11 protein-coding genes and 2 tRNA genes are annotated in these 14,200 nt (G+C 64.3%); all 13 read left to right on the plus strand.

What is annotated here, in order from left to right; all coding sequences use genetic code 11:
• Positions 1–3: 3 nt before the first annotated feature.
• Entirely contained in the window at positions 4–1,344 is a 1,341-nt protein-coding gene (nuoF, locus tag HLA98_RS17290; protein ID WP_057499471.1) for an NADH-quinone oxidoreductase subunit NuoF, read from the plus strand.
• Complete coding sequence (gene nuoG / locus HLA98_RS17295; protein ID WP_057499472.1) at positions 1,341–3,575, plus strand: NADH-quinone oxidoreductase subunit NuoG; 2,235 nt, start codon at positions 1,341–1,343, stop codon at positions 3,573–3,575. Before nuoF ends, nuoG begins: the two co-directional genes overlap by 4 nt.
• Positions 3,572–4,666 (plus strand): NADH-quinone oxidoreductase subunit NuoH, encoded by a 1,095-nt coding sequence (gene nuoH, locus HLA98_RS17300; protein ID WP_057499473.1) that lies wholly within the window; start codon positions 3,572–3,574, stop codon positions 4,664–4,666. Before nuoG ends, nuoH begins: the two co-directional genes overlap by 4 nt.
• A gap of 3 nt (positions 4,667–4,669) precedes the next feature.
• Positions 4,670–5,158 (plus strand): NADH-quinone oxidoreductase subunit NuoI, encoded by a 489-nt coding sequence (nuoI, locus tag HLA98_RS17305; protein ID WP_006381128.1) that lies wholly within the window; start codon positions 4,670–4,672, stop codon positions 5,156–5,158.
• Between the two features lie 9 nt (positions 5,159–5,167).
• The gene (locus HLA98_RS17310) at positions 5,168–5,824 is read left to right on the plus strand and encodes an NADH-quinone oxidoreductase subunit J (RefSeq protein ID WP_049437083.1); all 657 of its coding nucleotides are present in this window, start codon (positions 5,168–5,170) and stop codon (positions 5,822–5,824) included.
• A complete protein-coding gene (nuoK, locus tag HLA98_RS17315) occupies positions 5,821–6,126 on the plus strand; it encodes an NADH-quinone oxidoreductase subunit NuoK (RefSeq protein WP_006381125.1) in 306 nt (101 codons plus the stop codon). Before HLA98_RS17310 ends, nuoK begins: the two co-directional genes overlap by 4 nt.
• 7 nt (positions 6,127–6,133) lie before the next feature.
• Positions 6,134–8,293 (plus strand): NADH-quinone oxidoreductase subunit L, encoded by a 2,160-nt coding sequence (nuoL, locus tag HLA98_RS17320; RefSeq protein ID WP_057499474.1) that lies wholly within the window; start codon positions 6,134–6,136, stop codon positions 8,291–8,293.
• 23 nt (positions 8,294–8,316) lie between these two features.
• Positions 8,317–9,825 carry an NADH-quinone oxidoreductase subunit M gene (locus HLA98_RS17325; RefSeq protein WP_049443681.1) on the plus strand — a complete coding sequence of 503 codons (1,509 nt, stop codon included), beginning with the start codon at positions 8,317–8,319 and terminating at the stop codon, positions 9,823–9,825.
• 15 nt (positions 9,826–9,840) lie between these two features.
• Entirely contained in the window at positions 9,841–11,301 is a 1,461-nt protein-coding gene (gene nuoN / locus HLA98_RS17330) for an NADH-quinone oxidoreductase subunit NuoN (protein ID WP_032128648.1), read from the plus strand.
• A 127-nt stretch (positions 11,302–11,428) separates the two neighbouring features.
• Positions 11,429–11,505 (plus strand) — tRNA-Met (locus tag HLA98_RS17335).
• An 84-nt stretch (positions 11,506–11,589) separates the two neighbouring features.
• Positions 11,590–11,666: transfer RNA gene (locus HLA98_RS17340), tRNA-Met, on the plus strand.
• A gap of 366 nt (positions 11,667–12,032) precedes the next feature.
• Positions 12,033–12,623, plus strand: a complete 591-nt coding sequence (gene rimP, locus HLA98_RS17345; protein WP_032128649.1) for a ribosome maturation factor RimP — start codon at positions 12,033–12,035, stop codon at positions 12,621–12,623.
• 4 nt (positions 12,624–12,627) lie between these two features.
• Positions 12,628–14,139, plus strand: a complete 1,512-nt coding sequence (gene nusA / locus HLA98_RS17350) for a transcription termination factor NusA (protein ID WP_005410449.1) — start codon at positions 12,628–12,630, stop codon at positions 14,137–14,139.
• Positions 14,140–14,200 lie beyond the last annotated feature (61 nt).

Here is a 14,200-nt window from a genome sequence, read left to right on the forward strand (position 1 = left end):
GGCATGGCACATCACCACGAATCCAAGGGGCCGGTCGGCCCGGCGCCGCTGCCGCACCAGGTGGTCTACACCACCCTGCATTACGACACTCCGTGGTCGTACGAAAGCTACCTGAAGACCGGTGGCTACGCCGCCCTGCGCAAGATCCTCGAAGAGAAGATCCCGCCGGAGCAGGTCATCGAGATGGTCAAGGCCTCGGGCCTGCGCGGCCGCGGTGGCGCCGGCTTCCCGACCGGCCTGAAGTGGTCCTTCATGCCCAAGGGCAACATGCAGAAGTACATCCTCTGCAATTCTGACGAATCCGAGCCGGGCACCTGCAAGGATCGCGACATCCTGCGCTACAACCCGCATTCGGTGGTGGAAGGCATGGCGATCGCCTGCTACGCCACCGGTTCGACCGTGGGTTACAACTACCTGCGCGGTGAGTTCCACCACGAGCCGTTCGAGCACTTCGAGCAGGCCCTGGCCGATGCCTATGCAAACGGCTGGCTGGGCAAGAACGTGATGGGCTCGGGCGTGGACATCGACATCTACGGTGCGCTGGGCGCCGGCGCGTACATCTGCGGCGAAGAAACCGCGCTGATGGAATCGCTGGAAGGCAAGAAGGGCCAGCCGCGCTACAAGCCGCCGTTCCCGGCCAACTTTGGCCTGTACGGCAAGCCGTCGACGATCAACAACACCGAAACCTACGGTTCGGTGCCGGCGATCATCCGCAACGGCCCGGAGTGGTTCAAGGGCCTGAGCCTGACCGCCAACGGCGGTCCGAAGTGCTTCTCGGTGTCCGGCTGCGTGCAGAATGGCGGCAACTTCGAAGTGCCGCTCGGCACCAAATTCCACGACCTGCTGGAAATGGCCGGTGGCCTGCGTCCGGGCCGCACGCTGAAGGGCGCGATCCCGGGCGGCGTGTCGATGCCGGTGCTGACCGCGGCCGAGCTGGAGGACCTGCCGATGGACTACGACACCATCCGTGCACTGGGCTCCGGCCTGGGTTCGGGTGCGATCGTGGTGCTCGACGACAGCGTGTGCTGCGTCAAGTTCGCCTGCCGCATCAGCCAGTTCTTCCACAAGGAATCCTGCGGCCAGTGCACGCCGTGCCGTGAAGGTACCGGCTGGATGCACCGCGTGCTGGAGCGCATCGTCGCCGGCAAGGCCACGATGGAAGACCTGCACCAGCTGAAGGCGGTGGCCGGCCAGATCGAAGGCCACACCATCTGTGCGTTCGGTGAAGCGGCTGCATGGCCCATCCAGGGCTTCCTGCGCCAGTTCTGGGACGAATTCGAGTACTACATCGTCAACGGTCATTCGATGGTTGACGGCAAGAAGGTGGAGGCAGCCGCCGCATGAGCGCGCAACCCGTAAACCCGAACGTGCCACCGGATCACGTGACCATCGAAATCGATGGCAAGTCTCTGGTCGTGCCCAAGGGTTCGATGATCATCCAGGCGGCCGACAAGGCCGGCATCTCGATTCCGCGTTTCTGCTACCACGAGAAGCTGCCGATCGCCGCCAACTGCCGTATGTGCCTGGTGGACGTGGAAAAGTCGCCGAAGCCGGCGCCAGCCTGCGCCACTCCGGTGATGGATGGCATGAAGGTCGCCACCCGCAGCGAGAAGGCACTGAAGTTCCAGCGCTCGGTGATGGAGTTCCTGCTCATCAACCACCCACTGGACTGCCCGATCTGCGATCAGGGCGGCGAGTGCGAGCTGCAGGACGTGTCGCTGGGCTATGGCCGTTCGGTCAGCCGCTTCAACGAGCGCAAGCGTGTGGTGCCGGACGAGGACATGGGCCCGCTGGTCGCCACCGAGATGACCCGCTGCATCCAGTGCACCCGCTGCGTCCGCTTCACCGCCGATGTTGCCGGTACCTATGAACTGGGTGGCATGTACCGCGGTGAGAACCTGCAGATCGGCACCTTCGACGGCAAGCCGCTGACCACCGAGCTGTCCGGCAACGTCGTCGACGTCTGCCCGGTCGGCGCGCTGACCAACAAGGTGTTCCAGTTCCGTGCCCGCCCGTGGGAGCTGACCGCGCGCGAATCGCTGGGCTACCACGACGCGATGGGTTCGAACCTGTTCCTGCACGTGCGTCGCGGCGAAGTGCTGCGTACCGTGCCGCGCGACAACGAAGCGGTGAACGAGTGCTGGCTGTCCGACCGTGACCGCTACTCGCACCAGGGCCTGTACAGCGAAGACCGTGCGGTCAAGCCGCTGCGCAAGGTCAATGGCGAGTGGAAGGAAGTGAGCTGGGCCGAAGGCCTGGCGGCGGCCGCCGAGATCCTCAAGGCCAACCAGGGCGACAACCTGGGCGTGCTGGTGCATCCGTCCACCTCGAACGAGGAAGGCGCGCTGCTGGCCCGCCTGGCCAAGGGCCTGGGCTCGAGCAACATCGACCACCGCATCAACAACCGCGATTTCTCCGACGCCGCAACCGCCGAAGTATTCGGCCTGCCGCTGGCCGAGATCGAAGGCGCCGACCGCATCGTGGTTCTGGGCAGCAACATCCGCCACGAACTGCCGCTGCTGCACGCCCGCCTGCGCAAGGCGCAGACCACCAACGGCGCGAAGATCCACGTCGTCAACCCGGTGGACTTCGACTTCGCCTTCAGCATCGCCGGCAAGCAGATCGTCGCGCCGTCGAAGTTCGTCGACGCGCTGGCCAACGCCGAGCTGCGTTCGGCCGTGCAGGGCGGCAACAACACCGTGCTGATCGTTGGTGGCATCGCCGAAAACCACCCGCAGGCTGCCGCGATCCGCGCCGCCGCGCGTGAGTTCGCTGCCGCCACCGGTGCCAAGCTGTGCCGCATCCCGCAGGGCGCCAACGCCGTGGGCCTGGCCCGCGCCGGCGTGCTGCCGGCCGGCAAGGACGTCGCCGCAATGCTGGCGCAGCCGCGCCAGGCCTACGTGGTGTACGGCCTGGAGCCGGGCCTGGACTTCGCCGACGCGCCCGCCGCGCGCAAGGCGCTGGTCGGCGCCAAGGTGGTGGCCTTCAGCCAGTTCGCCTGCGTCTCCACCCGTGATGTTGCCGACGTGATCCTGCCGATCGGTGCGCTGCCGGAAATCGATGCCACCCTGACCAACCTCGATGGTCGCGAGCAGTCGGCCCGTGCCGGCGGCAAGCTGCCGGGCGAGGCCCGTGAAGGCTGGCGCGTGCTGCGCGCCCTGGGCGGCGACATGGCGCTGGCCGGTTTCGACTTCACCGACCTGGCCGGCCTGCGTGCCAGCCTGGCCCCGGTGTCGGTCACCGTTGCCGCTTCGGCGCAGCCGGTGGTTGCCGGCGAAGGCCTGGAAGTGGCTTCGACCGCTGCGATCTACCGCACCGACGCGGTGGTCCGTCGTGCGCCGGCGCTGCAGTCGCATCCGCTCAACAACGCCCCGCGCATCGTGCTGAACGCTGAAGATGCCGCTCGCCTGCAGCTGCAGGAAGGGCAGATGGCCAAGGTCGGCACTGATGCCGGCAAGGCCACCCTGCCGGTGGTGATCGACGCCCGCGTCGCTGCGGGCTCGGTCTGGATTGAATCGGGCCACGGCGCGACCGCGCCGCTGGGTGCCGCTCGCGTAACGGTGGTGGCTGCATGAACGAATTGCTGTTGAACGCGGTCGACCCGCTGCACCAGTGGCTGCTTGGCCTCGGTGACATCGGCGCGCTGATCTGGATCATCCTGAAGATCCTGGTGATCACCGTTCCGGTGATCATCTCGGTGGCCTTCTATGTGGTCTGGGAACGCAAGCTGATCGGCTGGATGCACGTCCGCCACGGCCCGATGTACGTGGGCATGGGCATCTTCCAGGCCTTTGCCGACGTCTTCAAACTGCTGTTCAAGGAAGTGGTCCAGCCGAGCAGCGCCAACAAGGCGATCTACCTGCTGGCGCCGCTGATCACCCTGGCGCCGGCCTTCGCGGCCTGGTCGGTGGTCCCCTTCGATTCGCAGATTGTGCTGTCCAATGCCAACGCTGGCCTGCTGTACCTGCTGGCGATGACCTCGCTGGGCATCTACGGCATCATCCTGGCCGGTTGGGCGTCGAACTCGAAGTACGCGTTCCTGGGTGCCATGCGCGCTTCGGCGCAGATGATCAGCTACGAAATCGCGATGGGCTTCGCCCTGGTGGGCGTGATGATCGCGTCGGGCAGCCTGAACCTGAGCAACATCGTGATGGCGCAGGCCGGCAATTCCGGTTTCTTCGACTGGTTCCTGCTGCCGCTGTTCCCGCTGTTCGTCATCTACTGGGTGTCGGGCGTGGCTGAAACCAACCGCGCGCCGTTCGACGTGGTGGAAGGCGAATCGGAAATCGTCGCCGGCCACATGGTCGAGTACTCCGGCGGTGCGTTCGCGCTGTTCTTCTTGGCCGAATACGCGAACATGATCCTGATCAGCTTCCTGATCTCGATCTTCTTCCTCGGCGGCTGGCTGAGCCCGGTCCAGGGCTGGGTCAACTTCGGCGACGTCTCGCCGCTGGTCGATTGGATCTGGAAGGGCGGTGCACCGTGGCTGTTCGTCAAGGTGTTCTTCTTCGCCAGTGCCTACATCTGGTTCCGTGCCAGCTTCCCGCGCTTCCGCTATGACCAGATCATGCGCCTGGGCTGGAAGGTCTTCATTCCGCTGGCCATTCTGTGGATCGCGGTTACCGCCGTCATGGTGTTCTTCGGCGTGATTCAAAAGGGCGTCTAAGTGATGAACAGGATTACCCATTACTTCAAGAGCCTGCTGCTGCTCGAACTGCTGGGCGGCCTTTGGCTGACGCTGAAATACAGCTTCAAGCCCAAGTACACGATGATGTACCCGATGGAGAAGTTCCCGCAGTCGCCGCGCTTCCGTGGCCTGCACGCCCTGCGCCGGTACCCCAACGGTGAAGAGCGCTGCATCGCCTGCAAGCTGTGCGAAGCGGTGTGCCCTGCATTGGCCATCACCATCGACTCGGCCAAGCGCGAAGACGGCACCCGCCGTACCACGCGCTATGACATCGACCTGTTCAAGTGCATCTTCTGCGGCTTCTGTGAAGAAAGCTGCCCGGTGGACTCGATCGTCGAAACCCACATCCTCGAGTACCACTTCGAGAATCGTGGCGAAAACATCGTTACCAAGCCGCAGCTGCTGGCCCTGGGCGACCGTCTCGAGTCCGAGATCGCCGAGCGTCGCGCCGCCGATGCCGCTTACCGCTGAGGTCGAGAGATGGATTGGGTAAATATCGCTTTCTGGGTGTTCGCCATCGCGGCAACGGTTTCGGCCGGTGCGGTGATCAGCGTGCGCAACCCGGTTCACGCCGTGCTCTGCCTGGTGCTGACCTTCTTCTCCATCGCCTGCGTCTGGCTGCTGGTCGGCGCCGAGTTCCTCGGTGTGGCACTGGTGCTGGTGTATGTGGGCGCGGTGATGGTGCTGTTCCTGTTCGTGGTGATGATGCTGGACATCGACCCCACCAAGATGCGTGAGGGTTGGGTGCGCTACCTGCCGGTCGGCCTGATCGTTGCGGTGGCCATGCTGGTGCAGATGCTGATCCTGATCGGCGTGAAGGGCAGGGCGGTTACCCCGTTCCCGGCCGACAACGCCGCCGCGCTCGCCGCCGACAGCTCCAACGTCACCTGGCTGGCCCGCACGCTGTTCACCGAATACCTGCTGCCGTTCGAGTTCGCTGCGGTCATCCTGACCGTGGCCGTGGTTGCCGCCGTGATGCTGACCCTGCGTCGCCGCACCGGCGTGAAGAGCCAGAACCCGGGCGAGCAGACCATGGTCAAGGCCGGCCAGCGTCTGCGCATGGTCAAGATGGGCGCCGAGGCACCGGTCGTGCACAGCAACAGCAAGCCGGCCGCCGGCGAGGAGACCCAGCCGTGATTACCCTTGGCCACATGCTTGCGCTGGGCGCGGTGCTGTTCGCCATCAGCCTGGCCGGCATCTTCCTCAACCGGAAGAACGTCATCGTCCTGCTGATGTCGATCGAGCTGATGCTGCTGTCGGTGAACGTCAATTTCGTCGCGTTCTCGCGTCAGCTGGGCGATCCGTCCGGCCAGCTGTTCGTGTTCTTCATCCTGACCGTCGCCGCCGCGGAAGCCGCCATCGGCCTGGCGATCCTGGTGACCCTGTTCCGTACCCGCCGCACGATCAATGTCGGCGAAGTCGATTCGTTGAAGGGCTGATCCACAGATGGAAATCACTCTCTCCAAGAGTCTGTTGATCGCAGTGGTGCTTGCACCGCTGTTCGGCAGCATCATCGCCGGCCTGTTCGGTCGCCAGGTCAAGCGCTTCGGCGCGCAGACCATCACCATCCTCGGCGTTGCGGTTGCCTGCGGCCTGTCGATGTACACGCTCTACCAGCTGCTCTGGGGCGGCGCGCAGCCGTTCAACCAGAACATCTACACGTTCTTCGAAGTCGGCCAGTACTCGGCCCACGTCGGCTTCATGGTCGACAAGCTGACCGCGATGATGATGGTGGTGGTGACCTTCGTGTCGCTGCTGGTCCACATCTACACGATCGGCTACATGCAGGACGATCCGGGCTACCAGCGGTTCTTCAGCTACATCTCGCTGTTCACCTTCTCGATGCTCACCCTGGTGATGAGCAACAACTTCCTGCAGCTGTTCTTCGGCTGGGAAGCGGTGGGCCTGGTGTCGTACCTGCTGATCGGCTTCTGGTTCAAGCGCCCGACCGCGATCTTCGCCAACATGAAGGCGTTCCTGGTCAACCGCGTCGGTGACTTCGGCTTCCTGCTGGGTATCGCCGGCGTGTTGTGGGTGTTCGGCACCCTGGACTACTCGCAGGTGTTCTCGCAGGCCGGCATGCTGGCGGACCCGCGTGCCCAGCTGCAGATCTGGGACGGCACGATCCTGGGCATGCAGCTGCTGAACGAGCCGGTGATCTGGTCGATCGCCACGGTCATCTGCATCTGCCTGTTCATCGGTGCCATGGGCAAGTCGGCCCAGGTTCCGCTGCACGTGTGGCTGCCGGATTCGATGGAAGGCCCGACCCCGATCTCGGCGCTGATCCACGCCGCGACGATGGTGACCGCCGGCATCTTCATGGTCACCCGCATGTCGCCGCTGTTCGAGCTGTCGCAGACCGCGCTGAACTTCATCCTGTTCATCGGTGCCACCACCGCGTTCTTCACCGGCCTGATCGGCATCGTGCAGAACGACATCAAGCGCGTCGTTGCGTACTCCACGCTGTCGCAGCTGGGCTACATGACCGTGGCGCTGGGTGTGTCGGCCTATTCGGCGGCCGTGTTCCACCTGATGACCCACGCCTTCTTCAAGGCGCTGCTGTTCCTGGGTGCCGGTTCGGTCATCATCGCGATGCACCACGAGCAGGACATGCGCAAGATGGGCGGCCTGCGCAAGTACATGCCGATCACCTTCGTCACCATGTGGATCGGTACGCTGGCACTGGTCGGTACGCCGTTCTTCTCCGGCTTCTACTCGAAGGACACCATCATCGAGGCCGCCGAGATCCACGCGCACATGCAGAACAGCTGGGTGGCCACCTATGGCTACTGGGCCGTGCTGGGTGGCGTGCTGGTGACCAGCTTCTACAGCTTCCGCCTGCTGTTCCTGACCTTCCACGGCAAGGAGCGCTTCCGCGACGCGCATGATGATCACGGCCATGGCCATGACGATCACCACGCCGCTGACGCCCACCACGGCGATGCCCATGACGACCACGGCCATGGCCACGGTCCGCATGAGCCGCATGAAACCCCGTGGGTGGTGACCCTGCCGCTGATCCTGCTGGCCATCCCTTCGATCGCCATCGGTTTCTTCAGCATTGGTCCGATGCTGCACGGCACCGACTGGGCTGGCCACCACGCCCACGCGGCGATCAAGGGCCAGGTCAACACGTTCTTTACCGGCATCGTCGACTTCTACGATCCGGCCAAGAACACCGTTGCCTTCCTGGGCGAAGAGTTCCACGGGCCGGTGGCGTTCGCGCTGCACGGCATGATGCTGCCGCCGTTCTGGCTGACCCTGGCGGGCTTCCTGCTGGCTGCGCTGTTCTACCTGTGGAAGCCGGACCTGTCGGGCAAGGCGCGCAAGACCTTCGCCCCGCTGGTGTCGGTGCTGGAAAACAAGTACGGCTTCGACAAGCTGTGGATCGATGGCTTTGCCGGTGGCAGCGTCAAGCTGGGCAAGGTCGCACGCTGGATCGACAGCAACATCGTCGACGGCGTGGTCAATCTTTCGGCACGTGTTGTGGACGTCGCAGCCGGCGTGCTGCGTCGTACCCAATCCGGTTTCCTCTATCACTACGCCTTCGCGATGATCATCGGCCTGATTGCCCTTCTGGGCGTGCTGATGCATTACCTGCGTTGATGACCTGTACGGAATAAGAAGACGTGTCGAACTGGCCTCTACTCAGTGTCCTCATCTGGCTGCCGATCATCGGTGGCGCCCTGATCCTTGCGATCCGTGATGCGCAGACCGCCCGCTGGGCGTCCCTGGGCGTAGCGGTGCTGACGTTCGTGGCGAGCCTCTCGCTGCTGAGCGGCTACAACGCGGGCATCGACGGTCTGCAGTTCGTCGAGACCCATGCCTGGATCCCGGCGTACAAGATCGGCTACAACCTGGGCGTGGACGGCATCGCCGTGGCGCTGATCCTGCTGACCACCCTGGTCAGCGTGCTTGCCCTGATCGGCGCCTGGAGCGCCATCGACAAGCGCGTCAACCAGTACGTGGCCGCCTTCCTGATCCTGGAAGGCGTCACGGTCGGTATCTTCTCGGCCACGGACGCGATGCTGTTCTACGTGTTCTTCGAGGCGATGCTGATCCCGATGTTCCTGATCATCGGTGTCTGGGGTGGCCCGCGCCGCATCTACGCCGCGCTGAAGTTCTTCCTGTACACCTTCCTCGGCTCGGTGCTGATGCTGGTGGCACTGATCTACCTGTACATGAAGGGCGGCAGCTTCCAGCTGGCTGACCTGTACGCGCTGCCGCTGTCGGCCAAGGAGCAGACCTGGATCTTCTTCGCGTTCCTGATCGCCTTCGCGGTCAAGGTGCCGATGTTCCCGGTCCACACCTGGCTGCCGGACGCCCACGTGGAAGCGCCGACCGCCGGTTCGGTGATCCTGGCCGCCATCGCCCTGAAGATCGGTGGCTACGGCTTCCTGCGCTTCAATCTGCCGATCGTCCCGGACGCGTCGCAGGAATGGGCCTGGCTGGTGATCGCGCTGTCGCTGATCGCCGTGATCTACGTCGGCCTGGTCGCCCTGGTGCAGGACGACATGAAGAAGCTGATCGCCTATTCGTCGATCGCACACATGGGTTTCGTCACCCTCGGCACCTTCATCGCGCTGTGGCTGGTGCGTGAAGCCGGCAACGCCGATGCCGCCCGCCTGGGCTTGCAGGGCGCCATGGTGCAGATGATCTCGCACGGCTTCGTGTCCGGCGCGATGTTCTCCAGCGTCGGCGTGCTGTACGACCGCATGCACAGCCGCCGCATCGCCGATTACGGCGGCGTGGTCAACGTGATGCCCTGGTTTGCGACCTTCGCCATGCTGTTCTTCATGGCCAATGCCGGCCTGCCGGGCACCAGCGGTTTCGTCGGCGAGTTCATGGTCATCCTCGCGGCCTTCCAGCGTAATCCGTGGATCGCCTTGGGCGCGGCCACCACCCTGATCATCGGCGCCGCCTACACCCTGTGGCTGTACAAGCGCATCTTCTTCGGCGAAGTGGCCAACAGCCACGTTGCCGAACTGAAGGACATCAACGGTCGCGAATGGCTGGTGCTGGGCGTGTTTGCCGCCGGCGTGCTGGCCCTGGGCATCTACCCCAAGCCGCTGACCGACCTGATGGAGCCCTCGATCGCGAAGCTGGCGATGCAGATCGCATCCAGCAAGCTGCTGTAATTCCAGGATTTGATGATGACCACCTCGCCGCTGCTGCCATTGACCGCCGCTGACCTGCCACCACTCGCTCCCGAGCTGGTGCTGATCGGCAGCGCCTTCGCCCTGATGATCCTCGACCTGTTCGTCAGCAACCGGAACAAGATCGTCACCCACCTGTTCTCGCTCGCTGCGCTGGCCGTGGTGCTGTTCATGCTGGCCACCGGCGTGGGCGGGCAGGGGGAGGTCTTCCATGGCATGTTCGTGCGCGATACCGCCGCGGACGTGATGAAGACCGGGATCGTGCTGCTCAGCGGCCTGACCCTGGTCTACGGCTGGCGTTACCTGCGTGACCGCAACCTGTTCCAGGGCGAGATCCCGGTGCTGATCCTGTTCGGCACCGCCGGCATGATGATCCTGGTCTCGGCCGGCAGCCTGCTGATGGTCTACCTGGGCCTGGAACTGCTGGCGCTGTGCTCCTACGCGCTGGTTGCCAGCAACCGTGAGAACGGCCTGGCCTCGGAAGCGGCGATGAAGTACATCGTGCTGGGTTCGCTGGCCTCGGGCCTGCTGCTGTACGGCATGTCGCTGATCTACGGCGCCACCGGCAGCCTGCACCTGGACGTCATCCGTGAGGCCATCCCGCACTCGGAAGAGCGCGTGCTGCTGATCACCGGTGCGGTGTTCATGATCGCCGGCGTCGCCTTCAAGCTGGGTGCCGCGCCGTTCCACATGTGGCTGCCGGACGTGTACCAGGGTGCTCCGGCACCGATCGCTCTGTTCATCAGCTCGGCGCCGAAGCTGGCCGCGTTCGGCATGGCCTACCGCCTGCTGGAAATGGGCGTGGGTCCGCTGTCGACCGAACTGCAGCTGCTGATTGCCGGCCTGGCCGCGGTCTCGCTGGTCATCGGCAACCTGATGGCCATCGCGCAGAGCAACCTCAAGCGCATGCTGGCGTTCTCCACCGTCTCGCACATCGGCTTCCTGCTGATGGGTATCGCCGGTGGCGGTTCGCAGGGCTATGCCGCCGCGCTGTTCTACGCGCTGGCCTACGCCATCATGTCCACCGCCGCCTTCGGTGCGATCATCGCGCTGTCGCGTGCCGGTTTCGAAGCCGAGAACATCGAAGACTTCAAGGGCCTGAATGCCCGCAACCCGTGGATGGCCGGCCTGGTGCTGTGCATCATGGCGTCGCTGGCCGGCATCCCGCCGTTCCTGGGCTTCTGGACCAAGCTGGCGGTGCTGGGCGCGGCCGTCAACGGCGGCCTGCTGTGGCTGGCCATTCTCGGCGTGCTGTGTGCTGTGGTCGGCTGCTTCTACTACCTGCGCGTCATCAAGGTCATGTACTTCGATGAGCCGGTGGGCGAGGCCATGCCGCGCAGCAACGACCGCGTGCTGGGCCTGGTGCTCGGCGTGAACGCGCTGGCGCTGCTGGCGCTGGGCCTGGCCTGGAACCCGATCATGGTCTGGTGCCAGCAGGCATTTGCGCATCTTGCATAAAAGTTGACACAAAGCTGCGCGATTCGTGTAATATGCGCAGCCTGAGTTGTCACTGCAGCGGTTCAGCCAGAACATCGTTGCGGTAGCCCTCCTCGAAAGAGCAGGGCAGCAGTTCAAATACTTCCGGTGCGGGGTGGAGCAGTCTGGCAGCTCGTCGGGCTCATAACCCGAAGGTCGCAGGTTCAAATCCTGCCCCCGCTACCAACACATCGAATCGGCGCCAACCAGTTCGATGAATGAGGAAAAGCTTGCAGGTTTTGAAGTTATGCCTCATAATTCCGCTTCTGATGCGGGGTGGAGCAGTCTGGCAGCTCGTCGGGCTCATAACCCGAAGGTCGCAGGTTCAAATCCTGCCCCCGCTACCAAGTAAAGAGATCGCCTTCGAAGTCCTGCTTCGAGGGCGTTTTTCTTTGGATTGGTTCCGTTCTGGTAGAGGCGAGCCATGCTCGACTGCCGGTGTGGAAAAGGGGCCTGACCGCGGTCCCGCACCTTGCACCAGCGCGGTGCAGTCGCTATCATCAGCGGCCTAGCAATACCCCTGAAGGCGGCCTCCCAGCGGGAGTCCGGACCCGGAAGGAGGGCCGCAACCGGCAGGCACTGCAGGTTGCAACCGGAATCCAGTCACCGGAGTCTTTCCGGAAAAGGGGCCCAGCGGGCCCTTTGTCGTTTCCGGGGCGTCATGTTTCCATGCCGGCCAAGGCCGGCACCCAACCAAGAGATCAAGGCAGGCTGTGAGCGACAAGGCAACCGACATCGCGAATCTGCTCGCCCCGACCGTTGTGTCGCTGGGCCTGGAGCTGCTGGGCGTTGAGTATCTGCCGGCCCCCGGCGGTGCGACCCTGCGCCTTTACATCGACGTGCCGCTGGCTGAACAGCCCGAGCGCATCATCAATGTCGACGACTGCGAGCGGGTCAGCCGCGAAGTGTCGGCACAGATGGACGTCGAAGACCCGATCAGCGGCAACTACACGCTGGAAGTGTCTTCGCCGGGCGTCGATCGCCCGCTGTTCAACCTGGAGCAGTTCGGCCGTCACCTCGGCGAAATGGCCAAGGTCACGCTGAAGCTGCCGCAGGACAACCGTCGCCGCCTGCAGGGCCGCATCGAAGCCATCGACGAGACCGCAGGTGCCATCACCTTCATCGTCGACAAGGCCGAAGTGGTCGTGTCGGCCGACAACATCGACAAGGCACGGATCATGCCCGACTGGGTGGCGCTGGGGCTGGCCCCGAGCAAGCCGACCGGTCCGGCACCGAAGCGTCCGAAGCCGAACACGAATTCTTCTTCCAACGAGCCGGCGGCAAAAAAGCCGCGCGCGGAGTGAGCCAATGAGCAAGGAACTGTTGCTGGTAGTCGACGCGGTCGCCAACGAGAAGGGCGTGCCGCGTGAAGTGATCTTCGATGCCATCGAGGCCGCCCTGGCCTCGGCAGCGAAGAAGCGCTATCCCGACGAGGAAGTGCTGACCCGTGTGGTCATCGACCACAAGGATGGCAGCTACGAAACCTTCCGCCGCTGGGAAGTGGTGGCCGATGACGTGGTCATGGAATCGCCGGACCGCCAGATCCGCCTGATGGATGCCGTCGATGAAGCCGAAGGCGTGGACGTCGGCGACTACATCGAAGAGCAGATCGAAAACCCGGATTTCGGGCGCATTGCCGCCCAGGCCGCCAAGCAGGTCATCGTCCAGCGCGTGCGCGAAGCCGAGCGTCAGCAGGTCGTGGATGCCTGGAAGGATCGCGTCGGCGAGCTGATCACCGGTGTGGTCAAGCGCGCCGAGCGCGGCAACATCTATGTCGACCTCGGTGGCAACGCCGAAGGCTTCATTCCGAAGGACAAGGGCATTCCGCGCGACGTGCTGCGCGCTGGTGACCGCGTGCGCGGCTACCTGGCCGAAGTCCGTTCGGAACCGCGTGGCCCGCAGCTGTTCATCAGCCGTGCCGCCCCGGAATTCATGATCGAGCTGTTCAAGCTGGAAGTGCCGGAAGTCGGCCAGGGCCTGGTGGAAATCAAGGCCTGTGCCCGTGACCCGGGCGATCGCGCCAAGATCGCCGTGCTGGCCCACGACCAGCGCACCGATCCGATCGGTGCCTGCATCGGCATGCGCGGTTCGCGCGTGCAGGCCGTGTCCAACGAGCTCAATGGCGAGCGCGTGGACATCGTGCTGTGGAACGACAACCCGGCCAACTTCGTCATCAACGCGATGGCGCCGGCTGAAGTGCAGTCGATCATCGTCGATGAAGACAAGCACTCGATGGACCTGGCCGTTGCCGAAGACCGCCTGGCCCAGGCAATCGGCAAGGGCGGCCAGAACGTGCGCCTGGCCAGCCGCCTGACCGGCTGGCAGCTCAACGTGATGACCCAGGACCAGGTCACCGCCAAGTCGGAGGCCGAGCAGGCTTCGGCCCGCCAGCTGTTCATGGACAAGCTGGAAGTGGACGAGGAAATCGCCGGCATCCTGGTCAGCGAAGGCTTCGGCACTGTCGAGGAAATCGCATATGTCCCGGTCGGCGAACTGCTGGCCGTGGAAGGTTTCGACGAAGACATCGTCGAAGAGCTGCGCGCTCGTGCCCGCGATGCGCTGCTCAATGAGGCCCTGGCAGTCGAGGAAGGCCTTGAAGACGGCCAGCCGGCGCAGGACCTGCTGTCCCTGAAGGGCATGGACGAAGCCACCGCATATGCGCTGGCCGGCCACGGCGTGCGCACCAGTGAGGACCTGTCCGATCTGGCCGCCGACGAGGTCATGGACTTCGGCATCGAAGGGCTGGATCAGGCGCGCGCCGCTGCGCTGATCCTGGCCGCACGTGCCGAGGAGATCGCCCGACTGGAACGCGGCGAATGAGCCGGCAATGAACAGGGCCCTGAGCCGCTCAGGGCGTAGAATCCGCGCCACCTCCAGATGC

The sequence above is a fragment of the Stenotrophomonas africana genome (assembly GCF_013004645.1).
Classification (GTDB): domain Bacteria; phylum Pseudomonadota; class Gammaproteobacteria; order Xanthomonadales; family Xanthomonadaceae; genus Stenotrophomonas; species Stenotrophomonas africana.